The organism is Bartonella sp. ML70XJBT.G (assembly GCF_028618575.1).
GTDB lineage: Bacteria > Pseudomonadota > Alphaproteobacteria > Rhizobiales > Rhizobiaceae > Bartonella.
In genome coordinates this window covers 111,443-135,916 of record NZ_JAQITA010000004.1, presented here as the reverse complement: position 1 = coordinate 135,916, position 24,474 = coordinate 111,443, and the positions used below count along the sequence as shown (strand labels likewise).

22 protein-coding genes are annotated in these 24,474 nt (G+C 38.4%); 11 read left to right on the top strand and 11 right to left on the bottom strand.

What is annotated here, in order from left to right; all coding sequences use genetic code 11:
• Nucleotides 1–254 precede the first annotated feature (254 nt).
• On the bottom strand, nt 255–773 hold the full coding sequence (gene infC / locus PVV64_RS03360; protein WP_273756414.1) for a translation initiation factor IF-3: 519 nt from the start codon (nt 771–773) through the stop codon (nt 255–257).
• A gap of 192 nt (nt 774–965) precedes the next feature.
• On the opposite strand from infC (PVV64_RS03360), the gene PVV64_RS03355 reads away from it, so the two are divergent.
• Nucleotides 966–1,763, top strand: coding sequence for a carboxylesterase (locus tag PVV64_RS03355; protein WP_273759789.1), 798 nt, complete (start codon nt 966–968; stop codon nt 1,761–1,763).
• A gap of 253 nt (nt 1,764–2,016) precedes the next feature.
• Here PVV64_RS03355 and infC (PVV64_RS03350) read toward each other — a convergent pair whose 3' ends face one another.
• A complete protein-coding gene (infC, locus tag PVV64_RS03350; RefSeq protein ID WP_273756414.1) occupies nt 2,017–2,535 on the bottom strand; it encodes a translation initiation factor IF-3 in 519 nt (172 codons plus the stop codon).
• Between the two features lie 192 nt (nt 2,536–2,727).
• Between infC (PVV64_RS03350) and PVV64_RS03345 the strand changes: the two genes are divergently transcribed.
• From PVV64_RS03345 to dapE, 3 genes are all read left to right on the top strand, one after another.
• Nucleotides 2,728–3,510 carry a carboxylesterase gene (locus PVV64_RS03345; RefSeq protein ID WP_273759788.1) on the top strand — a complete coding sequence of 261 codons (783 nt, stop codon included), beginning with the start codon at nt 2,728–2,730 and terminating at the stop codon, nt 3,508–3,510.
• A 34-nt stretch (nt 3,511–3,544) separates the two neighbouring features.
• Nucleotides 3,545–4,291, top strand: coding sequence for a M48 family metallopeptidase (locus tag PVV64_RS03340; protein ID WP_273759787.1), 747 nt, complete (start codon nt 3,545–3,547; stop codon nt 4,289–4,291).
• Nucleotides 4,292–4,505: 214 nt separating this feature from the next.
• A complete protein-coding gene (dapE, locus tag PVV64_RS03335; protein WP_273759785.1) occupies nt 4,506–5,681 on the top strand; it encodes a succinyl-diaminopimelate desuccinylase in 1,176 nt (391 codons plus the stop codon).
• 107 nt (nt 5,682–5,788) lie between these two features.
• On the opposite strand, the gene hemW is transcribed toward dapE, so the two are convergent.
• Both hemW and rdgB read right to left on the bottom strand, forming a co-directional pair.
• Entirely contained in the window at nt 5,789–6,988 is a 1,200-nt protein-coding gene (hemW, locus tag PVV64_RS03330) for a radical SAM family heme chaperone HemW (RefSeq protein WP_273759784.1), read from the bottom strand.
• Nucleotides 6,985–7,635 carry an RdgB/HAM1 family non-canonical purine NTP pyrophosphatase gene (gene rdgB, locus PVV64_RS03325; protein WP_273759783.1) on the bottom strand — a complete coding sequence of 217 codons (651 nt, stop codon included), beginning with the start codon at nt 7,633–7,635 and terminating at the stop codon, nt 6,985–6,987. The genes hemW and rdgB overlap by 4 nt, the downstream gene beginning before the upstream one ends.
• A gap of 313 nt (nt 7,636–7,948) precedes the next feature.
• On the opposite strand from rdgB, the gene hrcA reads away from it, so the two are divergent.
• Entirely contained in the window at nt 7,949–9,019 is a 1,071-nt protein-coding gene (hrcA, locus tag PVV64_RS03320) for a heat-inducible transcriptional repressor HrcA (protein WP_273759782.1), read from the top strand.
• 123 nt (nt 9,020–9,142) lie between these two features.
• Nucleotides 9,143–9,805 carry a nucleotide exchange factor GrpE gene (gene grpE, locus PVV64_RS03315; RefSeq protein WP_273759781.1) on the top strand — a complete coding sequence of 221 codons (663 nt, stop codon included), beginning with the start codon at nt 9,143–9,145 and terminating at the stop codon, nt 9,803–9,805.
• A 109-nt stretch (nt 9,806–9,914) separates the two neighbouring features.
• Here grpE and thpR read toward each other — a convergent pair whose 3' ends face one another.
• The 6 genes from thpR to PVV64_RS03285 all read right to left on the bottom strand — a co-directional run bounded on the left by thpR (nt 9,915) and on the right by PVV64_RS03285 (nt 15,281).
• The gene (gene thpR / locus PVV64_RS03310; protein ID WP_273759780.1) at nt 9,915–10,454 is read right to left on the bottom strand and encodes an RNA 2',3'-cyclic phosphodiesterase; all 540 of its coding nucleotides are present in this window, start codon (nt 10,452–10,454) and stop codon (nt 9,915–9,917) included.
• A gap of 949 nt (nt 10,455–11,403) precedes the next feature.
• Nucleotides 11,404–11,700, bottom strand: coding sequence for an HPr family phosphocarrier protein (locus PVV64_RS03305; RefSeq protein ID WP_273720275.1), 297 nt, complete (start codon nt 11,698–11,700; stop codon nt 11,404–11,406).
• Nucleotides 11,701–11,725: 25 nt separating this feature from the next.
• Nucleotides 11,726–12,115, bottom strand: a complete 390-nt coding sequence (locus PVV64_RS03300; RefSeq protein ID WP_273759779.1) for a PTS sugar transporter subunit IIA — start codon at nt 12,113–12,115, stop codon at nt 11,726–11,728.
• A gap of 133 nt (nt 12,116–12,248) precedes the next feature.
• A complete protein-coding gene (locus PVV64_RS03295; RefSeq protein ID WP_273759778.1) occupies nt 12,249–12,713 on the bottom strand; it encodes an HPr kinase/phosphatase C-terminal domain-containing protein in 465 nt (154 codons plus the stop codon).
• Between the two features lie 21 nt (nt 12,714–12,734).
• Entirely contained in the window at nt 12,735–14,519 is a 1,785-nt protein-coding gene (locus PVV64_RS03290; protein WP_273759777.1) for a sensor histidine kinase, read from the bottom strand.
• Nucleotides 14,520–14,558: 39 nt separating this feature from the next.
• Complete coding sequence (locus PVV64_RS03285; RefSeq protein ID WP_273759776.1) at nt 14,559–15,281, bottom strand: response regulator transcription factor; 723 nt, start codon at nt 15,279–15,281, stop codon at nt 14,559–14,561.
• Between the two features lie 376 nt (nt 15,282–15,657).
• On the opposite strand from PVV64_RS03285, the gene lysM reads away from it, so the two are divergent.
• Nucleotides 15,658–16,119 carry a peptidoglycan-binding protein LysM gene (lysM, locus tag PVV64_RS03280; protein ID WP_273759775.1) on the top strand — a complete coding sequence of 154 codons (462 nt, stop codon included), beginning with the start codon at nt 15,658–15,660 and terminating at the stop codon, nt 16,117–16,119.
• Nucleotides 16,120–16,229: 110 nt separating this feature from the next.
• On the opposite strand, the gene PVV64_RS03275 is transcribed toward lysM, so the two are convergent.
• Nucleotides 16,230–16,784, bottom strand: a complete 555-nt coding sequence (locus PVV64_RS03275) for a copper chaperone PCu(A)C (protein WP_273759799.1) — start codon at nt 16,782–16,784, stop codon at nt 16,230–16,232.
• An 863-nt stretch (nt 16,785–17,647) separates the two neighbouring features.
• On the opposite strand from PVV64_RS03275, the gene dnaK reads away from it, so the two are divergent.
• The 4 genes from dnaK (at nt 17,648) to PVV64_RS03255 (ending at nt 24,001) form a co-directional block, all read left to right on the top strand.
• Nucleotides 17,648–19,540: a molecular chaperone DnaK gene (gene dnaK, locus PVV64_RS03270; RefSeq protein WP_273759774.1), complete on the top strand. Its 1,893-nt coding sequence runs from the start codon at nt 17,648–17,650 to the stop codon at nt 19,538–19,540.
• Between the two features lie 156 nt (nt 19,541–19,696).
• Entirely contained in the window at nt 19,697–20,842 is a 1,146-nt protein-coding gene (gene dnaJ, locus PVV64_RS03265) for a molecular chaperone DnaJ (RefSeq protein WP_273759798.1), read from the top strand.
• 1,305 nt (nt 20,843–22,147) lie between these two features.
• Nucleotides 22,148–23,053 (top strand): acetylglutamate kinase, encoded by a 906-nt coding sequence (gene argB / locus PVV64_RS03260; protein WP_273759773.1) that lies wholly within the window; start codon nt 22,148–22,150, stop codon nt 23,051–23,053.
• A gap of 33 nt (nt 23,054–23,086) precedes the next feature.
• A complete protein-coding gene (locus tag PVV64_RS03255) occupies nt 23,087–24,001 on the top strand; it encodes a DMT family transporter (protein ID WP_273759772.1) in 915 nt (304 codons plus the stop codon).
• Nucleotides 24,002–24,474: the final 473 nt, after the last annotated feature.

Genomic DNA, 24,474 nt, shown 5'->3' with positions numbered 1-24,474 from the left:
ATAAGATGTTTATCAAAAGCAGAAATTTGTTTTTTGACCATAAGGTGCTTCTCTATTCTAGAGTTATTTTATGCAAGATTGAAGCACTTTGATGAGAGACATCTAGCCTTTATAAAATAACGTATTCCCCTTGGAAAGGTTGTGTACAGCTGCCACTGCATTTAAAAGCACCACCACAACACTCTCTGATGCTTTTACAAGACGCTATACACTCAACACTTATAATCTGTATTTTATATGATTCCCATAAAGAATCATTTAGCTGCTATCACCATCATCATCTGACGGCCTTCAAGTTTTGGCTCAGATTCAATTTTAGCAATTTCACTTGTATCTTCTTTAACCCGCTGAAGAAGCTTTAATCCAAGATCTTGGTGAGCCATTTCACGTCCACGAAAACGCAAAGTAATCTTCACTTTATCACCATTCCCAATAAAACGATGAATAGCTTTGAGCTTTACGCCATAATCATGAACATCAACATTTGGGCGCATCTTAATCTCTTTGATTTCAATGACTTTTTGTTTTTTACGTGTCTCTGCGGCTTTTTTTTGGGTTTGATATTTCAATTTTCCCAAATCAATGATCTTACACACAGGTGGTTCTGCATTTGGCACAATTTCGACCAGATCAAGCCCTGCCTCTGCAGCCATAGCAAGCGCTTCTTGTATTGCAACAACGCCTTGATGTTGTCCTTCATCGTTGATAAGTTGAACACGCGGAACGCGAATATCCTGATTTGAACGTGGTCCGTCTTTTTGGGTAGGTGTTATTTTAAACGGTCTGCGAATGGTTTATATTCCTTAATTCTGATTCATCTACAGCGTAATTTAATATACAATTATACACAGAAAAACAACTAGGATTCGTGCTTTTTTCATATTTGATTTATGACTTTGAGATTTGATTGAGAGGTAAAAATTTTTCTTTTATGAGTATGAAGTGTTTTATGGAGAAAAGAAATTATGGATCAAAATATTCCTTGCCAGTTTTTTTCGTTTGAAGACACCTCTCTTGCGGTGCGGTATCGTAAAGGACGCGGTTCTCCAGGTTTAGTTTGGCTTTCTGGCTATCAGTCCAATATGTTAAGAAGCAAAGCGATGTTGGTTGATGATTTTGCACAGCAGCATGATTTATCTTGTTTGCGTTTTGATTATTCTGGTCATGGAGAATCGGGGGGAGATTTTTTTCAAGGCACGATTTCACGTTGGGTTAAGGAAAGTTTAGCGGTTTTTGAAACCTATTGTGAAGGTCCACAAATAGTGGTTGGTTCTTCTATGGGGGGATGGATTGCTCTAAGGCTAGCTATGTTGTTAGCGCAGCAAAAGAAGAGACTTGCTGGTATGATCTTAATTGCTCCAGCTCCTGATTTTACACAAACATTGCTAGAACCAGAATTAGGGACAGAAGAATGGAAAATTTTGGAAGAAAAAGGCTATGTTGAACGACCTGGGGATGAAGATGATGAAACGATGCCTTTTACAAAAGCATTTATTGAAGATGGAAAAGACAACTGCGTTATGAAAGGATGTATTGATGTTGGCTGTCCGATCCATATTCTCCAAGGGATGGAGGATGATAAAATACCCTATCAACATACATTGAATTTACTAAATCATTTACCTTTACAGGATGTAACATTGACACTTGTTCGTGATGCAGATCATCGATTTTCTCGCCCAAAAGATTTGGAATGCCTTGAAACAGTATTGAAATCATTGATTGATACAATTTCTAACAATTTTCTCACAAAAGACGAATGATAAGATGTTTATCAAAAGCAGAAATTTGTTTTTTGACCATAAGGTGCTTCTCTATTCTAGAGTTATTTTATGCAAGATTGAAGCACTTTGATGAGAGACATCTAGCCTTTATAAAATAACGTATTCCCCTTGGAAAGGTTGTGTACAGCTGCCACTGCATTTAAAAGCACCACCACAACACTCTCTGATGCTTTTACAAGACGCTATACACTCAACACTTATAATCTGTATTTTATATGATTCCCATAAAGAATCATTTAGCTGCTATCACCATCATCATCTGACGGCCTTCAAGTTTTGGCTCAGATTCAATTTTAGCAATTTCACTTGTATCTTCTTTAACCCGCTGAAGAAGCTTTAATCCAAGATCTTGGTGAGCCATTTCACGTCCACGAAAACGCAAAGTAATCTTCACTTTATCACCATTCCCAATAAAACGATGAATAGCTTTGAGCTTTACGCCATAATCATGAACATCAACATTTGGGCGCATCTTAATCTCTTTGATTTCAATGACTTTTTGTTTTTTACGTGTCTCTGCGGCTTTTTTTTGGGTTTGATATTTCAATTTTCCCAAATCAATGATCTTACACACAGGTGGTTCTGCATTTGGCACAATTTCGACCAGATCAAGCCCTGCCTCTGCAGCCATAGCAAGCGCTTCTTGTATTGCAACAACGCCTTGATGTTGTCCTTCATCGTTGATAAGTTGAACACGCGGAACGCGAATATCCTGATTTGAACGTGGTCCGTCTTTTTGGGTAGGTGTTATTTTAAACGGTCTGCGAATGGTTTATATTCCTTAATTCTGATTCATCTACAGCGTAATTTAATATACAATTATACACAGAAAAACAACTAGGATTCGTGCTTTTTTCATATTTGATTTATGACTTTGAGATTTGATTGAGAGGTAAAAATTTTTCTTTTATGAGTATGAAGTGTTTTATGGAGAAAAGAAATTATGGATCAAAATATTCCTTGCCAGTTTTTTTCGTTTGAAGACACCTCTCTTGCGGTGCGGTATCGTAAAGGACGCGGTTCTCCAGGTTTAGTTTGGCTTTCTGGCTATCAGTCCAATATGTTAAGAAGCAAAGCGATGTTGGTTGATGATTTTGCACAGCAGCATGATTTATCTTGTTTGCGTTTTGATTATTCTGGTCATGGAGAATCGGGGGGAGATTTTTTTCAAGGCACGATTTCACGTTGGGTTAAGGAAAGTTTAGCGGTTTTTGAAACCTATTGTGAAGGTCCACAAATAGTGGTTGGTTCTTCTATGGGGGGATGGATTGCTCTAAGGCTAGCTATGTTGTTAGCGCAGCAAAAGAAGAGACTTGCTGGTATGATCTTAATTGCTCCAGCTCCTGATTTTACACAAACATTGATAGAACCACAGTTAGGTCCGAAGGAATGGAAAATTTTGGAAGAAAAAGGCTATATTGAACGACCTGTGGATGATAATAATGATGATCCGACGCCCTTTACAAAAGTATTGATTGAAGATGGGCGAAACAACCGAGTTATGGAAGGACGTATTGATCTGGGTTGTCCGATTCATATTCTCCAAGGGATGCAGGATAATGATATACCCTATCAGCATACATTGAATTTATTGAATCATTTACCTTTACAGGATGTAACATTGACACTTGTTCCTGATGCAGATCACGGATTTTCACGCCCAAAAGATTTGGAGTACCTTGAGACAGCGTTGAGGTCATTGATTGATAAAATCAATATAAGATAGAGATCCAATTTACTGATAATCAAGGGCATAATATATGACTGTTTATGAGCAGCCTTTTATTTTTTCTGATCGCATTGTGCCTATACGGGTACGTGAACATGAGCTTGCGCGTCGACTTACATTACGTATTGACGCGAGGTGTCAGGAGATTTGTGTAACAACGCCACCAGCGGTAAATCTCTGTTCGGTACAAGATTTTATTGAAAAGCATCGATCTTGGATTGAGGCACGCCTTACGCGCGTACAAATTATTCAAGAAAATTCTTATCTCAAAGAGGGCATAACGATTCCTATATTGGGTATAGCACATACCATAAGACATAAAGTGGGGCGTGGGATAACAGAAATCATTACAGGAGATAGCAAAAAAGAGCCTCAAATTGTCGTTTATGGTCAATTAGAGCATTTACCAAGACGTGTTGCTGATGTTTTAAAAAAGCAGGCTGCGTGTATTATAACACCATTGGTGGGACATTACGCACATAAAATAGAGCGTAAAGTAAAATCAATTTGTTATAAAGATACGAAAAGTCGTTGGGGTTCTTGTTCAATAAGAGGAAATCTCTCTTTTTCTTGGCGTCTTATTATGGCACCAAAAGAAATTGTTGAATATGTTGTTGCGCATGAGGTTGCTCATCTTGTTGAAATGAATCACGGCCCAAGATTTTGGGCTCTTTGTGAAAAACTTTGTCCAGAAAGTAAAAAGCATCGTGCTTGGTTGAAAGAAAATGGTTATAAGTTGCAGGCTATTGATTTTCATTCATATAAGCTGGAAATATAAAAAAACTTGAAGAAGATAATATTCGGCGGAACTTTTTATTGAACATTTTATTATATATGTGCCTCATGACATGATGAGGAATGCATTGAAGCCTCAGCAATATTGTCTTCCCCTGCTTCGTTTGCTGAGTGTCTTCAATGTTTTTACTTTATCTTTTTTATAATTCAGCTTAATAATATTTCATAATTCTTAAATTGAGATTGGAAGAGCGCTTATGCCTGTCCTTACAGATCCCCTTCAGCTATTACAGGCACTTATTCGTTGCCCTTCTGTTACGCCTCGCGAAGCAGGTGTTTTATCAACTTTGGAACAATTTCTCGCCAAGATAGGGTTTCATGTTGAGCGTCCTATCTTTTCAGAAAAAAATACAGAAGATGTTGAAAATCTTTATGCCAAGATAGGGAAGGAAGGGCCGCATCTTATGTTTGCGGGTCATACAGATGTTGTACCGCCAGGGGCATTGGAACAGTGGACATATCCTCCTTTTGAAGCTGTGATAAATCAAGGGAAATTATACGGGCGTGGAGCTGTTGATATGAAGGGTGGGATTGCTTGTTTTGTTGCAGCATTTGCTCGAGTTCTTGAGAAAAGATCCCTTAAAGGAATGGTAAGTCTTTTGATCACCGGTGACGAAGAGGGACCAGCACTGAATGGTACGGTGAAACTTCTCAAATGGGCGGAGCAAAAAGGAGAAAAATGGACTGCCGCTCTTGTGGGTGAACCAACAAGCGTAAAAACGGTTGGTGATATGATAAAAATTGGTCGTCGGGGGTCAATTTCTGGTATTATTACCGTTAAAGGTCGCCAAGGTCATGTTGCTTTTCCGGAGCGGGCAGCTAATCCTTTGCCTTTAGCAAGTCAACTTCTTCAAGCGTTAACACAAACGACCTTAGATCAAGGTACAGAAGATTTTCCACCAAGCAATTTGGAATTAACGTCCATTGATACAGGGAATTCTGCAGTGAACGTTATTCCAGCACAAGCGACAATTCGCTTTAATATACGTTACAACGATCTTTGGACAAAAGAAATGCTTATGAGGGAAATTGAAAAACGTCTCACTTTAGTACAATCAACAAACAACAGTGATCAATTGCCCTTCTATCAACTTGAATGGATTCCAAGTTTGGGTGATGTTTTTTTGACCAAAAATGATAAACTCATTCATACATTATCCAATGCTATTAAAAGCATAACAGGGCATAAACCAGAATGTTCAACTTCTGGGGGAAGTTCGGATGCGCGGTTTATTAAAGATTATTGCCCAGTCATTGAATTTGGCTTACCAGGCCAGACAATGCATATGGTAGATGAGTGTATAGCTCTCGATGCACTGGAAACTCTCACGGCTATTTATGAACGTTTCATTGTTGATTTTTTTGCAGAATGAAGGAAGCAATTGTTTTTTCAAAAAAGTTCTTCGACAACTTCGACAAATTGAAAACTATGAATATGATAGCATCATGGATGTCAAGAGAGATAAAAATAATAGGGATTTCAGTTTGCCAATTGGTTGATAACATAATCAAGAAGGATTCGTCCTTTGTCTGTCGCTTTTAAGCGGTGATTTCCTGTCATTTCTACCAGCCCTTGTTGTTGCAAATCGATAAGCTTTTCCATTGGTAAACCCTTGGTATTTAGGGTTTCATAACGTGAAAGATCCAAACCTTCGCAAAGACGCAACCCCATGAGGAGCATCTCATTTGCTTGTTGCTGAAGAGTCAAGAGTTCTGTTTCAATACAACCATGTCCTGTAGTTTCTACCAATTCAAGCCAATGTTCGGGATATTTTTCATTGATTGTTACATAACGCTCACGGTTTTCAATTTGAGCAACAGATGCTTTTATAGAGGCAGAACAGTGGCTTTCTGAAGACTCGATAAAGCGTCCATGGGCTCCTGGACCAAAGCCTGCATATTCATGATAACGCCAATAGAGAAGATTATGTGCTGATTCGGCACCAAGGGTTGCATGATTTGAGATCTCATAGGCTGGGAGTCCATGCCGCGTAGTGATTTCTTGGGTAAGATGGTAGAGGTCTGCTGCGAGCTCTGATGGGGGAAGGATAAGCCTTCCTGCGTCATACAGTCGTTTAAAAGCGGTTCCCTCTTCGATGGTTAATTGGTAAAGAGAAAGATGATCTGCCGCAAAATCCAGAGCTTGAAAAAGTTCACATTTCCATTGTTCAAGGGTTTGTTCTGGGCGAGCATAAATGAGATCAAAGGATAAACGTGGAAAGATTTCCCGCGCTAAAGCAATAGCGTGAAGGGCTTGTTTCACATCATGGAGTCTGCCAAGTTTTCTCAGTGCGTGATCATCGAGTGCTTGTACACCTAAGGACAAGCGGTTAACGCCTGCTGCGCGATATCCGCGAAAGCGTTCTGCTTCCACACTTGATGGATTAGCTTCCAGTGTAATTTCAACTTTATCATCAATTGTCCATTTTCTAGCAAGAGCTTGCAATAAGGAATCAACAGTTTGAGGCGTCATAAGAGAGGGCGTTCCTCCACCAATAAAGATGCTGGTAATATGACGTGGACCTATTTTATGGTATTGTGTTTCTATTTCACGCTCAAAGGCGGTGACAAAACGTGGCTGATCAACACCATGCACACGAACATGGGAATTAAAGTCACAATAGGGACATTTTGCAGCACAAAAGGGCCAATGAATGTAAATGCCAAAAGCTTTATTCATGAGAGTGTTAAAAGGTTTTCGGCTAAAAGTTTAAAAGCACGTGCACGATGTGAGAGTGGGGGTGTTTTATCATGGAGTTTCCAGCCATGTTTTTGCTCCGTTGACATTTCTCCAAAGGTATTTTCATATCCATCTGGTAAAAAAATAGGATCAAAACCAAAACCTTTATCTCCCCGTGGAGGCCAAATAAATGTTCCTTCAACGCATCCACGAAAATAATCGGCATGAGCATCGGGCCATGCAATGCAGATAACGGATATAAATCGGCATTTTCGTTGGCTTTTTTTATGCGCTCCGTTTTTTTGCAGTTCATCTTCTATTTTTTGCATAGCCTTTGAAAAGTCACGTGTGCCATCGGGTTGTAGGGCAAGATCAGCTGTATAAACACCAGGAGCACCATTCAATGCATCCACTTCGAGACCTGAATCATCTGAAAGGGCTGGAAGTCCTGTATTTTTTGCTGCGGCAAAGGCTTTTATATAGGCATTTTCTTCAAATGTTGTTCCCGTTTCTTTTGGTTCTGGCAATCCAAGTTCTTTTGCGGATTGTATTGTCAATCCGAAAGGTGCAAACAGTGTAGTAATTTCATGCAATTTACCGGTGTTATGTGTAGCAATAACGAGTTTTTCGGCTGCTATGCTTCTCATAGGCATTTCTCCAGAAGTGAAAAGGGGACGATTTTGTGCTAAAATTAATTGGAATGCTTAATATATACAAATTATGCCAGATTTTATACAATGTTCTCGTTTTTGCAAATTTATGAATATTGAGTCACATGAAATCTTTCATATTTTATACTAACAGAGATTGAATTGAAAAGACAGAGAGACGATCTTTTTTTGATGATGGCATTTTTTATGATAAATATATGCTATGCTTTCACTGCTTTAGTCTATTTGACCAAACCTTGGCAAAACTTATATAGAGAGAGAAGTATTTTAAAGTAGTGAAACAATTGTGATGAAGCACAAACCTATTGATAATGAACTAAAATATCTTGATGAGCGTTCTCGGGATATTTTTCGCCATATTGTGGAAGCTTATCTTAATGATGGTGAACCTGTAGGATCACGAAATCTTTCAAAGCTTTTGCGACAGACATTATCCCCAGCAACGATTCGCAATGTGATGAGTGATCTTGAACATCTTGGTTTAATTTACGCACCTCACGTATCTGCAGGTCGGATGCCAACGCAATCGGGATTGCGATTTTTTGTTGATGCCTTTATGGAAGCGGGTGATTTGCCAAATGAGGAGCGTGAAAGTATTGAAGCTCAAGTTAAAGAAGCCGGTCATGCACAATCGGTTGAACATTTTCTCATTCAAGCAAGCCGTGTTCTTTCAGATCTTTCGCGTGGTGCAGGGCTTGTTCTAGCAACAAAATATGAAGGCACCTTAAAGCATATTGAATTTGTGCGCCTTGATGGAGAGCACGCTCTTGCTGTTTTAGTAACACAACAAGGAGAGGTAGAAAATCGTATTGTTCATTTACCGGAAGGGGTTACTCATGCACAATTGACAGAAGCAACGAATTTTCTTAATGCCCATATTCATGGGCGTACATTGAGTGAAGCGAAAGAAGAGATAGCCCGTTTATGTGCAGAAACACGGGCTGCGCTTGATCATTTATCCCATCATCTTGTTGAAACGGGATTAGCACTCCTAGGAGGAGAAGGTGGTGATCATAAAATACATCTTATTGTTCGTGGGCGCAGTAATTTGCTTGAAGATGTGAAAGCAGAAGAAGATTTAGAGCGGTTGCGGCATTTGTTTGATGATCTTGAAACACGTGAAAGTATGGCACAACTTCTCGATTTAACCGATGAAGGTTCGGGAGTTCGTATCTTTATTGGTTCAGAAAATAAGTTGTTTTCGCTTTCTGGTTCTTCTTTAGTCGTCGCACCTTATCGTGATTCAAAACAAAGGGTGATTGGCGCTTTAGGAGTGATTGGACCCACACGGCTGAATTATGCAAGAATTGTACCTATGGTTGATTATACCGCACAACTTGTATCACAACTGTTGCGTTAAAATAACCAGTGAATATCTATACTATAGACGTTCATTATATTAAGATACGTAAATACCCCTTGATTTTTGTCTGCAAAATTTCGATATCGAGAATAACAAATCTTATGAAGGAATGGAATTTTTATGTCTGACGAAAAAAACAAGTTTACTGACGCTTCATTTGAAAATTGCGATTTGAAAAATCCGGCTGATCGCGATGCGCTTAAAAAAGCAGCGGATGAATTTTTAAAAACGCGTGAAGCAGAGTCTCGTGCAGAGATTGAAGAGGAAAAAGATGAAGTTGTCGATCCTCTGATTGCCTTGCAGGGCGAAAATAAAGAACTGAAAGATCAGCTTTTACGTCTTGCTGCAGATATGGAAAATCTTCGGCGTCGTACTGCGCGTGATGTGGCGGATGCAAGAGCCTATTCAATTGCTAATTTTGCACGTGACATGTTATCTGTTTCTGATAACCTCAATCGTGCTTTGGAGGCTATTCCAGAAGGGGCAAAGGAGAATGATGCTGGTTTAAAAACATTAGCTGAGGGCGTAGAAATGACGGAACGTGCAATGATAGCAGCGCTAGAACGCCATGGAGTGCAGAAAATTCATCCAGAAGGACAGAAGTTTGATCCTCATTTTCATCAAGCGATGTTTGAAATCCCTAATTCCGATGTACCAGATAATACCGTTCAACAAGTTGTTCAAGCCGGTTATATTATCGGTGACCGCGTCCTGCGTCCGGCTATAGTTGGTGTCGCCAAAGGAGGGATAAAAGAGCCTTCTGTTGAAACTGATTCGGCTTAAAATATATCAGTAACAATGCCTTCAGCGTAAAGTATGGTATTTATATAACCATCCCACTTACATGAGGTACTGTGTCAAAGAAGGTTCTAAAGGGTGGTAAAACACCCTTTTACTTTTGAAGTGACCAACTTCCTTTTACAATATATGGGGCATCGCTTGAGGGCGATAACGATAATAATAAAACAAAATGATTAACCTCAAAAGGAGGAAATGAAAAATTACCTCGAGAAGACAGATAAGAAGGAAGATCTTCAGGTTTTATATCGAGCAATCGCGCAACAGTAATATGCGGAATAAATTGTTTTTCATCAGGCGTTAAGCTCAAGCTATTTCGAATAGCTTGCATCTTTTCGTGTAAGAGGTTGAGCGTTTCACAAGGTTCAATACGAACAACAAGAGTATGGGAAGCTTTTTCCGGACCAAAAACATCAAAACCCTTTATTTGTGACATAAAAGGAGGGAGTTTTATTGTATTAAAGGCGCGCATAAGTTCATCGGCTACAGCGCTTTCTACTTCACCAAAAAACGATAAGGTGATATGAAAATTTTTTGGACTGATCCACTGTGCGTTCGGTAAACCATTTTGCAGCGATATGAGTGCTTGTGTTGTTTGCTGAGGAATTTTAAGAGCACTAAAGAGACGGGACATGGGATCTCCTTATAGTAAAAAAGCACTGCCGCAAAAGCGATAGCGGATAACAAAGGTGGAGTGTACCACGAAGGATAAAACAATTCTGCCGAAAAAGAATATCTAAAAGATATTTGCATAATGATAAGTTGAATTCATAAGACTTATTTCTTTTAAAGAGTGATTATAATAATAAAAACTATGTTTACATATGTCTCACGGCAAAAATATGCAGTAGAAGAATTCTCTCTATTTTCATTTCACGCCGGTGTTCGTGAATGGTATAACGTTATATCTATTATACACCACTATCTTTACGCTTATAAAGGAGTAAACCAGCACATCATTGTATTTTACAATCTCCAATATTATGACAGCTCTTGGCATCTGAAAGCTTTCGTAAGAGGCGTTTTTTTCCTTTTTAGAAGAGTTATATCGACACACGGATCCACTTGTGGTGTCAAGGAAATGATTTTAATTGATTAATATGAAAGGATTGTAGATAAGGAAAATCTTACGATTTTCAGGGTTTTCATTCAATATAAAAACTGTGAAGTTATCATTATAATCAATCTGTTATCCTTTGAAAACACTATAAATTGAGCCAGATAAGGAAGGTTAGTCAATTTCAACTTTGACGATCATTGGTACATTTTAAGTCGCTTTAAAGGTTAGCATATCCAGTAAAGGGTGAATATTTTATCATACACACGCAGTATGAGAATAGTTATAAAAAACAAATAGTTAAATTGGTTGAAAAGAATTTGGAACGAAAGCAGACACGAATATTGTTATTGTACACAACCAACTGTTAGCAAATATTTACGCCTACGATAATCATAATACTCATAGATAACAGGTATGAAGACAGATTCTTTTCAGAAAAAATAAGAAAGCCAATCAAAAGAATAATGGCAGCTTTTGTCCTTGTTTCAGGGATGATCATATATTCTTGGGGGATAATAAATTTCTAATTCTCTTCTCCAAATTTATTATTAATGAGTCTTTCAAGCGCATCGAGAGCATCAGTTGCTTCTGGTCCCCAAACACGAATGGTAAGGTTACAACCAGAGGAAGCAGCTAGCATCATAAGCCCCATAATCGATGAACCACCAACAATTTTGCCATCTTTTTCAACTTCAACGCTAGCATTAAAATTGTCAACAGTTTGAACGAACTTTGCAGAAGCACGTGCATGCAGTCCACGTTTGTTACAGATATTGAAATGACGGCTGAGTTTAGAGGGTAGAGGGTCTTTGGAAAGCATAAGTTTTTAATTATCCGCTATAAAATTATACTGGTACATTAATATATTTACGTCCTGCTTCTTGTGCTATTCTTAAAGCTTCTGATAATGAAATATTAGGGCATTGACGAATAGAAATGAGTTTAATGAGCATAGGTAGATTAACACCTGCAATCATTTCAACGCGTCCTTTTTCAATAGCAGAAATAGCCATATTTGATGGTGTTCCACCGAACACATCTGTTAATATGATTACGCCATGGTTTGTATCTGTAGAGGAAACAGCGGCGATAATATCACCTCGGCGCTGATCGATATCATCATCGGGATAGACACATATTGTTGCGAATTTTTCTTGTGTTCCAACAACATGTTCTACAGCATGTAGAAATTCAATAGCCAGCTCACCGTGCGTTACAAGCACGAGTCCAATCATTTACGCAAACTCCTGTTAACTAAAGATCCAACCATATTGGCGGAAAGTATATTTTACAAAGCTTTATTCTGCTGCCAAGAAAAATTTGCAAAAAAAAGGCAAAAAATGTGATTTTTTTATATTTAGAAAAAAATTAGACCAATTTATGCCACATTTTTCTAAAAAAGAACGCCTCAATAGCCTGACAAATGGCCGTACAATCGGCTTCATGAAGGCTAGGGAGCTTTAAAAGAGGAATATGTAGATCTGCAAATTGAAACGTTTGATTTGTGGAAAAGCGTTCATATTCAGGACCAAGAAGAATAACGCAATCAATCGCTGTTTGTTTTTCAAACTCTATCGTATAAAGGCCAACGCCGCGAATCTCAATACCACCCTGCAAACCTTCTGGCGTGTAGCCATGAAGTTTTCCATTTTCTACACGCAGCATGGTATAATCATCGCTGATGAGTTTTGCTTCACGTTTTGACCATTCAGCACGGTCAAGCAGAGAGAGGGTAAGGGTTGATTTTCCTGATCCCGATGGTCCTATAATCAACAGCCCTTTCCCTCCTAGTTGAAGGCAATTTGCGTGGAGTATTTCACTTTTTGTGGTCATACCTTTTTCTTTGGATAAAGATTATTTAGCGAGGGGGAGCATAATAATAAAACGTGCACCAGTTTTACTATTTTCAAGTTTGGGGTCAACAATATTTTCGGCTGTAATTGTTCCATTATGAACTTCGATGATTTGTCGACTAATAGAAAGGCCAAGGCCTGAATTTTGACCAAAACTATCTTCGTTTGGTCGATCGGTATAGAAACGTTCAAAAATGCGTTCAATATTTTCTGAACGAATACCAGGCCCATTATCTTCAATAGTTAAAATAAGAGTTGAAGCATGACTTTTCATAGTTATAGAAATTTTACCGCTATCATGGGGAATAAAGGAACGCGCATTTTCAATAAGATTAGAAATAACTTGTCCCAAACGCAGTTCATGTCCCAGCACAAGATAGGCTTTTCCATGAGGACGTGGGATAATATTAAGGCTTATATCAATGGTTTGCCTATTACGGTATACTTCTTGAACAGCATGAACAAGACTTTCCAAAAGTGGCGTCATATCAACGATCTGTGCAGTTTCACGAGCAAGTTCTGCATCGAGCCTAGAGGCATCAGAAATATCAGTAATCAAACGATCAAGACGACGTACATCATGTTGAATAATTTCGAATAATTGTTCCTGTGCTTCTTCATTTTTAGCCAAAGGGAGTGTTTCAACAGCACTGCGTAGAGAGGTAAGAGGATTTTTTAATTCGTGACTTACATCAGCCGCAAAGCGTTCAATGGCTTCAATACGCATGTAAAGAGCATTGGTCATATCACGAATAGAGGTTGAAAGGTGACCAATTTCATCTTCACGCATTGAAAAATCAGGAATTTCTACGCGCTTATTATTACCATTGCGCACACGATTAGCAGAAGCGGATAATTTGCTTAAGGGATGTGCAATCGTATGGGCTAAAAAAAGAGAAAGGACCAAAAGCACACTGCCTACCACAGCAAAGACTTTAAAAATAACCAATCTCTCGCCTTTTACAATGTTATCAATATCTGAACCGGTTGTTGAAAGAAGGAGTGCTCCCACCACTGCACGATAGCGTTGCACAGGAACAGCAACAGAAACAATGAGTTGACCTTGTCTGTTACGTCGTTTAGTAGTAGCAAGAGATCCGTTTAATGCTCGGTATACTTCTGGATAAGCAATCCCACTGTTTCTTACCTGCTCTCTATCAAGAGTAATAGTATTACCGTAAAATGTGTTTGAAAACCATGAAATAAAACGTTCCCACATGTTTTGTTCAGTTTTAAGTGGGGGTAAATTATAGCTAAAGACTTCACCACTCGAATAAAGAACGCGCGAGTCAAGCAGTAAAGTCGCATCGCGATCATAGATCCGTGCTCTTGTTGTTTTGGGTGTGATAAGGCGTCGTAAGAGAGGGGCAACTTGTTCAGGATTAATGGGAAAGTCCCAAGAATCTGTTGATTGAGGTGCGGGCGTAATACTTTCTCCGGTCTGTAATTCTAAAAGTTTTTGAGGATCAATAAGAATAGAATTGGGATCTACTGTTGCAGAGGCGGCAATAGCTCCAGCGATAATTTTTCCTTGGATACACAAACTCTTGATTTTCGCTTCAATTAAACCATCGCGAAATTGATTGAGATACAAAATACCTGTAACAAGAACGGCAAGAGCAGCAATATTTAAGATGACAATACGGCGTGTAAGGCTGGAAAAAAGCAATTGTCTCAGAAGACGTCGCACCTTACGGTGCAAATAAGCAAACATAGGAAATGGCGTTGATAGAATACCATTTGGCGTCGTTTTTTGCAGAGTTTCCAGTTGAGTATCTTTTGTCATCGATTTGATCGCCGTTCAAACTTTTGCGACAAAATAGTTTTACACTTCGTGAAAACGATAACCTACACCATACAGTGTTTCAATCATTGCAAAATCATCATCCACTTGTTTAAACTTTTTACGCAGACGTTTAATGTGACTATCAATAGTGCGGTCATCTACATAGACTTGATCACTATAAGCAGCATCCATTAAAGCATCACGACTTTTTACGACTCCAGGTCTTTGCGCTAAGGTTTGTAGAATCAAAAATTCTGTGACGGTCAAGATAACAGGTTTATCTTTCCATGTACAGGTATGACGCTCTTGATCCATCACCAAATCCCCACGTTTGAGAGAAGAGGTAGGAGAAGTTCCAGTTGTAAGTGGTTGGTTACGCGCATTGGCACGACGCAAAATAGCTTTTACGCGTTCAATAAGAAGACGTTGAGAGAAAGGTTTGGTAATAAAATCGTCTGCTCCCATTTTAAGACCAAATAATTCATCAATTTCGTCATCCTTAGAGGTAAGAAAAATAACAGGAATATCAGATTTTTGACGCAATCGACGTAAAAGTTCCATCCCATCCATTCGGGGCATTTTAATATCAAAGATAGCTAAATGTGGAGGATGGAGTGTTAGACCTTTGAGTGCAGATGCTCCATCTGTATAGCTTTCAACCCGATAGCCTTCTGTCTCAAGCGCAAAAGATAAAGATGTCAAAATATTGCGATCATCATCAACAAGTACGATCGTTTGCGTGATTGTTGGTGTATCTTTCATGGCTTCTTAGACCTTTCTATTGCTGTGGTAGCAAACTATCCACATTATTTATATGGGAGTTCACATTTTTTTTGCAAAACAAATGTGGTACAAATTGTAGCATAGTAAACTCCTTTTCATTCTGACGGTAAAAGCTTGTTTTATCTTTGTAATTTAATAATGCTATTGCGTGCGTAAAGATCCCTTCGTTCGAGAGAAAATTTAAAAAAAATATGTTTTTTATCAAAGTGTATTATTTTTTGTCCCAGAATTGAACAGATTTGTTTGTGATTGTTGAAGTTTAGAAAAACCGCCTATCTGTTTTTAAGAGCAAAGAAAAGAGTGTAGTGACATATATGCAAAAATTTTTCTTCCACTGCACGAAAGGAGACCATAAATGGGAATTTTTAATTTTATAAAAACAGTTGGAGAGAAGCTTGGTATTGGCGATCATGAGCCAGAAGAAAAGGATTTTAAGGCGGCATTGAATAATTTTCAACTTGATACAGAAAAAGTGAAGATTAAGGTGGAAAATGGTAAAGCTGTTTTGAGTGGTGAGGTTCCAGATAGAGAAACACTTGAAAAAGCACTATTAGTTGTTGGTAATTCGCAAGGGATTTCTTCTGTTGATATTGATCAATTAAAGATTACAGACAACACTATACCTGTGAAAGCTTCTCGCTTTTATGAGGTTAAATCTGGTGATACGCTTTGGAAAATTGCTGAAGAGGTTTATGGAAAAGGACAAGGAAATAAAAACACTTTTATTTTTGAAGCGAATAAGCCGATGCTCAAATCTCCCGATAAAATTTATCCTGGGCAAGTTTTGCGCATTCCTGAAATTAATCTTAATGGATGAAAGAGAAAATAAATTTCTATTTTTTACAGTATGTTTTATGGCACTAAAACAAATAAGGAGCATGGAAAAACTTTCACGCTCCTTATTTGCTTTAAATAATGATGAAAAATTTAGTGATGAGGGACTGATTTGGCAGGTGATTTTCCTCCCATAGCGTTTACAGAGAATTCAACATCAATTGTTCCTGCTTTCTCAAACGTCAGTTTTGCGCTGATTTTATCACCTCGTTTGAATGGTTGAGAAAGCCCCATGAACATAATATGATCACCACCGGGCTTAAGGGTGACTTCGCCATTGCCTGGAATTTCAATGCCATGGTGCATTTTTTCCATTTTCATAATATCGTTAACAACTGCCATGGAGTGAATTTCCGTTGTCTGTACTCCTTTTGTTGAAACAGAAATCAAACGATCTGGGATATTGCCGTGATTAATGATGTAGAGATAACCGCTACCAACTTTTATACCTATAGCCGTTTCTCGCGTCCAAGGATGAAGGATTTCTATATCTCCAATTTTATATTGTTGAGCGGTTGCGGAGTGGGCTATACAAGCAAAAAGAAGCGCGCACACGATATTTGTAACAACCTTTTTGCATGGATATTGTCTGTAAGTTGTATATTGAGATACGAGCTTGTTCGTTTTCTCGATGATGAGTTTTATCATTAATTCACCCTCCTTTGTTTGATTCACTTTTGAATGCTCCTTTTTATTATTTAGCAGAGTTTTTGTTTAAAATAAAAGAAAGAATTGCCAGAGTTATAGGAACAAGTATAAGTTGCATAGTTCTCTAGAGTTTTAACGTTATACTTAAAGGCAAAAGAGTATTTTGAACTTTATGCCTCGATTTAATATACAGATTAAAGAGAAAATGAAGTCGAGCATCTTCACAGCGTAGTTTGTAAAAGGCAATGAACAATAAGGTGTTTAGAAATGGAACGATTAAGAAAAGATTGACAGAGATATTCTTACAAAGAGCATATTGAGAAAGATGAGGTTGAACGCTACAGCCATCAGTGATGGAAAGAGCATCGTATTTATTGAGTGTATCAAGATACGATCGTCATTATAGAGGTATGTCTTAAATAGGATTATGCTATTTTTGGTATAATCATTGAGTTTTTAAGTGATATGGCAAAAATTTTGACTTAAATATCGTTTCATTGCGAAGGATCCCCAAAATATGCAAATGATTATTTTTTATTTTTCCAATTTTTATAGGTTAATATGTTAATGAACATTGTAAAAAAGGGTTGCTATGATATCCGCATTATCAGTATAGAGGGCGCTTGCGGGTAGGTAGAAGACCTAGTTTTAGAAGAAAAATTTTATTTTAAGAATGTTTCTCTCATGACTCTCTTGTAGCGATAAGAGCCTGTTCTTATATACGAGGCAGAAAGGCTTGTTGTGACTTACAATTTATTGTTTGTGTAACTTGAAGTGAAGTACAGGCTTTGAGTGTTATGAGGAGCTGTCTTAGAAAATGCTTAATGAAGATTGAGGTAGCTTGCTGAAATGGAGATTATAATATGGCAAAAGTAATTGGTATTGATTTGGGGACAACAAACTCTTGTGTTGCTGTCATGGATGGTAAAAACGCAAAGGTTATTGAAAATTCAGAAGGAGCGCGCACAACGCCTTCGGTTGTTGCTTTTACGGATGGGGGAGAACGGCTTGTTGGACAACCTGCTAAACGGCAAGCGGTAACAAACCCTGAAGGAACGGTTTTTGCGGTTAAACGCTTGATTGGTCGCCGTTTTGATGACCCCATGGTTGAAAAAGATAAAGCGCTTGTGCCTTATAAAATTGTTAAAGGCGATAATGGTGATGCGTGGGTTGAAGAAGCGGGTAAGAAATATTCTCCCTCCCAAATTTCAGCAATGATTTTGCAAAAGATGAAAGAAACGGCAGAATCTTATCTTGGTGAGAAAGTTGAGCAAGCGGTTATAACTGTTCCTGCGTATTTCAATGATGCACAGCGCCAAGCTACCAAAGATGCGGGTAAAATTGCTGGATTAGAGGTTTTACGGATTATCAATGAGCCTACAGCTGCTGCTTTAGCCTATGGTTTAGATAAAAAAGACGGAAAAACCATTGCAGTGTACGATCTTGGTGGTGGTACATTTGATATTTCGGTGCTTGAAATTGGAGATGGTGTTTTTGAAGTTAAGTCGACCAATGGCGATACTTTTTTAGGCGGTGAAGATTTTGACATGCGCTTGGTCGGTTATTTTGCTGATGAATTCAAGAAAGAACAAGGAATTGATCTGAAAAATGATAAGCTAGCGTTGCAACGTCTAAAAGAAGCAGCAGAAAAAGCAAAGATTGAGCTCTCCTCGTCACAACAAACGGAAATCAATTTGCCATTTATTACGGCCGATCAATCTGGTCCCAAGCATTTAACAATGAAATTGACTCGGGCAAAATTTGAATCTCTCGTTGATGATTTGGTTCAGCGCACTATCGAGCCTTGTAAAGCTGCATTGAAAGATGCAGGGCTAAAAGCTGGTGAGATTGACGAAGTTGTTTTAGTGGGTGGTATGACACGTATGCCCAAGATTCAAGAAGTTGTGCAAAGCTTCTTTGGCAAAGATCCACACAAAGGCGTTAATCCTGATGAAGTTGTTGCAATGGGTGCAGCCATTCAAGGTGGTGTATTACAAGGCGATGTGAAAGATGTATTGCTGTTGGATGTAACGCCCTTATCCTTGGGTATTGAAACGTTGGGTGGAGTTTTTACACGTCTTATTGAACGCAATACCACTATTCCGACAAAGAAATCGCAAGTTTTTTCAACGGCTGATGATAATCAGAGTGCTGTGACTATTCGTGTGTTTCAAGGTGAACGCGAAATGGCTAATGATAACAAGTTGTTGGCTCAGTTTGATCTTGTTGGTATTCCGCCAGCACCGCGTGGTATGCCTCAGATTGAGGTTACTTTTGATATTGATGCGAATGGTATTGTTAATGTTTCGGCGAAAGATAAAGGAACGGGTAAAGAGCATCAAATTCGTATTCAAGCATCAGGTGGTTTAAGTGATGCTGATATTGAAAAAATGGTCAAGGATGCAGAAGAACATGCTGCTGAGGATAAGAAGCGTCGTGAAGGTGTTGAAGCAAGAAATCAGGCGGAAGCTCTTATCCATTCAACAGAGAAGTCGCTGAAAGAGTACGGTGATAAGGTCTCTTCTGAAGATAAAGAACAAATTGAAACAGCAATATCTGATTTGAAGTCTGCACTTGATGGCACCGATACTGAAGAAGTGACAACCAAAATGCAGAAATTAGCAGAAGTCAGTATGAAACTTGGACAGGCGATGTATGAAGCTTCACAAGCAGCAGCCTCTAACACTGAAACAGACACAAAGGATGATGATGTTGTTGATGCTGATTTTGAAGAAGTTAATGATAAAAAGAAATAGTGCAAGAAAATGTGTTGATGAATGAAGGAACCCAGCCTTTGAAAGATAAGGCTGGGCTTTGTTATTTGAGATGAGTTGCAACTTTTTTGCTAAAAATATAAATTGAAAGCAAATCTTATCCATAAAGATGGATGAAAAAATTATCAGGAATACATGATGAAGGTTGATTATTATGAAATTCTTGGCGTGACTCGCGAATGTGATGATAAAAAGTTGAAATCTGCCTTTCGGAAGTTGGCAATGCAATATCATCCTGATCGCAACGCAGGAGATAAAGAGGCAGAGCGGAAATTTAAGGAAATTGGCGAAGCTTATGAAGTCCTCAAAGACCCTCAAAAGCGTGCTGCTTATGATCGTTTTGGTCATGCAGCTTTTGAAAATGGTGGACGCGAAGGAGCAAATCCCTTTAGTGGTTTTGCTGCTGGTGGTGGATTTGCTGACATTTTCGAAGACTTTTTTGGCGAAATTATGGGGGGAATGCAGCGGAAGCGAGGTGATGGGCGCGAGCGTGGTGCTGACTTGAGTTATAATATGGAAGTGACCTTGGAAGAGGCATTTTCAGGAAAAACTGCGCAAATTCATATTCCAAGTTCCGTTACTTGTGATACGTGTGAGGGATCGGGTGCGAAAAAGGGTTCTAAGCCACAAGTTTGTGGAACTTGTCATGGAGCTGGTCGTGTACGTGCTGCACAAGGTTTCTTTTCGATTGAACGGTCATGTCCTGCATGTCATGGACGTGGTGAAACCATTACAGATCCCTGTCCAAAATGTCAGGGGACGAGACGAGTGGAAAAACAGCGTTCATTGAGCGTGAATATTCCAGCTGGTATTGAAGATGGTACGCGTATTCGTCTTTCTGGTGAAGGAGATGCTGGTATTCGTGGTGGTCCAAGCGGTGATCTTTATATTTTTCTTTCCGTTAAACCGCATGAGTTTTTTCAGCGAGAAGGGGCAGATATTCATTGTCGTGTTCCAATTTCGATGGTGACAGCTGCTTTAGGAGGTGAATTTGAGGTTTCTGACCTTGATGGTGTCAAAGCACGTGTGAAGGTTCCAGAGGGTACACAAAATGGACGTCAATTCCGTCTTAAAGGAAAAGGTATGCCCATGTTGCGCCATCAGCAAGAAAGGGGTGATCTTTATATTCATATCACTATTGAAACACCGCAGAAGCTAACTCAAGAACAACGCGAATTATTGCAAAAATTTGAAAAGCTTTCAAATCATGAGAATTCACCACAATCACACGGTTTTTTTTCACGTATGAAAGAATTTTTTGAAAATATCTCGAAACAAAATTAAGGAATATGCAGCAAAATTCATGAAGGGAAGAGTGCGCTTGCAAGGTTATTGTCATGCATTTTCTATTGCATCATAATCTTTGAAAAGATTGCTCTTTTTTCTCTCATGAAGTTATTTAAAAAGAAAAGAGGGAGATGTTTTAGGATACGGTTTTATGGCTATCTGTGGATGTCTTAAATTATGGCGTAGAACGAAGAGAAGAAAGAATGGAATAATTTTACGGTTTTCTATCAGAGAAAGTCGTATATTCTATTAAAAAGGACAAAGCATGACAGAGCTACAGGTTTTCTGATGTGCTGTTATCAAGCTGGTTCTGTTATTCATTTGTCCTCTTCTATTATTGTGACTATTTCTTTTCCATGGTCCGTAAAAAACATTGTTAGTTCTTTTAAAACGGTTTTATTCAAATACTGGTATTATTTAGTATACCGTAAAACACTGTTGTTTAGGATAGTGATATAAGGTATGAAAAACTGTGTAGATGAAGTCTTTTTAGATAATATGTGAGTATTCAGAGCAGGACTTGTCCGTAGAGTCTATGAATTGAATTATACCAATAGTCAGCAGTAGGAACCAACCAGAGAGGGAGCGGGTTATTGACAAACCAGCAGTGGTAGGAATCTTTGTCCTTTAGGACATGGAGGAGGTCAGTTGTCATCTGTAAACCAACGGTTTTGTTCATTCATTATAAAAAAGAGATGGAAATAAAGAAAATATTTCCCTATTGAGAGCTCTCATTTAACAGAACAATAATGAATTATAATTATAAATCAATGTATTAATTATCTGTAGTTTGGGAGATGGAGACTGTTCAGTTCATTTTTCTGATGTTCAATTATGGGAAAGAAGGCAAATTTTGAGGTTAAAATTTTAAATTATTTGAAGGAGGACATATGTGCAACTGAGGCATTTTCTATATTGGCGATATGATGATTCACGACATCGTGATTTTTATTGTCATCTTATAAAATCAATGGTTGTATATATCCGTATTCATTGTTAAAGATCCGTAAGGTAACATCCGTAAGTTAAGTGTACGGTGTGGCTTCAAAGTCCTTCTAAGTTCTGCTTTCATGTATATACAAGGTCATAAAGACAATGATATTTTGTACATCTATTTTGTTTCATTTTTAGATATCAATTCTTTTAAAGGGCAGCCTTTATTAGGTCTTTTTATTACTTTTGTGTGATGTAACCAATGGGCGTTTTTTAAGGGGGGGATGGATAGAGTAAACTTGTTTTAATTTTTTTCACTTTTTCTCAATTGCTTAAGAGAGGGTAAAAAGTGATGAGGAGGCTCTTTTGATGGATAAAGTTGAAAATGATATTGAAGATGTTTTTGAAAAACAAGCAGCATTTTTATCATCTGCTTTACCTTATATGCAAAAGTATGAGAATGAAACAGTCGTTGTAAAATACGGCGGTCATGCTATGGGTGATCCTGCTTTGGGGCGGGCATTTGCACGTGATATTGCTTTGTTGAAGCAATCAGGAATCAATCCTGTTGTTGTTCATGGTGGAGGCCCGCAGATTGCTGAAATTTTGATGAAAATGGGGATTGAATCACGGTTTGAAAACGGTTTACGCGTAACTGATGAGCGGATTGTTGAAGTCGTTGAAATGGTTTTGGCGGGTTCCATAAACAAAGAAATTGTTGCTCTTATCAACGCAGAGGGGGAATGGGCAATAGGGTTGTGTGGCAAGGATGGCAATATGGTTTTTGCTGAAAAGGCTTATAAAACTGTTATTGATCCCGATTCGCATATTGAACGTGTTTTAGATTTGGGCTTTGTGGGAGAACCGGTTGAAGTTGACCGCACATTGTTAGATCTTTTAGCATGTTCTGAAATGATTCCAATTCTTGCGCCTGTGGCTCCAGGACGCGATGGAAAGACCTATAATATTAATGCTGATATTTTTGCTGGAGCCATTGCTGGTGCATTAGAGGCTAAGCGTCTTTTATTTTTAACAGATGTTCCTGGTGTTTTAGACAAACAGGGCAACCTTGTAAAGGAGTTAACAATTTCTGAAGCGGAAAGCCTCATTAAAAATGGAACGATTTCAGGTGGTATGATTCCGAAAGTAGAGACGTGTATAAAAGCCCTCCAAAATGGTGTGGAAGGTGTTGTCATTTTAAACGGCAAAACCCCGCATTCTGTTTTGCTAGAACTGTTTACGGAACAGGGCGTTGGAACACTTATTGTTTCATAAGATATAGAGAAGAATTGGAGAAAACCACCTTTCATGATGAATATAAAACAGTTGAAACATTCTTTGTTAAGCAAACCAGAATTCATATTATTCGCTGCGACAATATTGTGGGGTATTACATTTTTAGTCGTTCACATTGCGGTACGCTATAGTGGTCCTCTGTTCTTTGTTGGATTTCGTTTTGTTGTTGCATCGCTGATATGCGGGGCAATTTTTTGGCGCTCGATGCAAGATATAACTATTTATGAGATTTTTGCTGGGATGGCAATTGGTGTAGGAATGTTTTTAGGTTACGCTTTACAAGCAGCGGGGCTTCAAACCATTATTAGTAGTCAATCAGCTTTTATCACAGCACTTTATGTTCCGACAGTTCCAATATTACAATGGATTGTTTTTAGAAAGCCACCTCATTTAGCTTCTTGGCTTGGTATTATTTTCGCCTTTATTGGTCTTATCCTGATTTCTGGACAAAAGCCAGGACAGTTTGATTTTTCGAAAGGCGAAATTTTGACTTTGTTAGGCGCTTTAGCAATTGCTGGGGAAGTGATCCTCATCAGTATTTTTGCCAGCAATGTTGATAGCCGGCGTGTAACAGTTATACAGTTATTTTTTAGTGGTATTTTTTCATTTTTTTGTATGCCTTTGATGGGTGAAAGCATTCCTGAATTTTCATGGGTATGGTTGAATATTGGTATAGGTTTGGCATTGATGAGTGCGATCATTCAATTGGCGATGAATTGGGCACAAAAATCTATTTCGCCCACACGTGCAACACTCATTTACGCAGGAGAGCCAGTATGGGCTGGTATCGTTGGGCGTTTGGCTGGTGAGCTTTTGTCCCCTTTAGCTTTATTGGGGGGGGGATTTATTTTGATTGGGATTGTTGTGGCTGAACTCCAACCTTCACAATGGCGTAAAAAAACGAAAATGACTGAAAAATTTGATTAATTGTGCATTTTTGTCATGCTATTTCCATCTAAAAAGATTTCATATTTCTCTTTCTTTAACGAAAGTAAGCCAGTTTTTGATGTTTTAATTTTTAAGTCAATATATTGATTTATAAGAATAATCTATTTATTCGGATGTTGAAGAAGAGAGACGAAAACAGTAAAATTTTCTCATTTAAATCCTATTACTAAATCACCCCAAATGATTGGTTTGCATGCTACAAGTGGGGCTAGTAGTATGGATAAGAAGCGTTTTTAAAAGCGTAAAAATGTTTCTTATGTGAACGCTCTCAAATGCAAGTGTTATCGCAATATTGAAGATTGATAAGAGATGATGACGCCTTCTTGCGTTTTTAGAAGTATAAAAATGGAGGTATTCAATGCATTCGACATTATACTATATACTATTCATGGTTGCTTTCATGAAATGAGTATGATGAGCATGAAGAAAAGTTTCTTTAAAACAGGGTATGA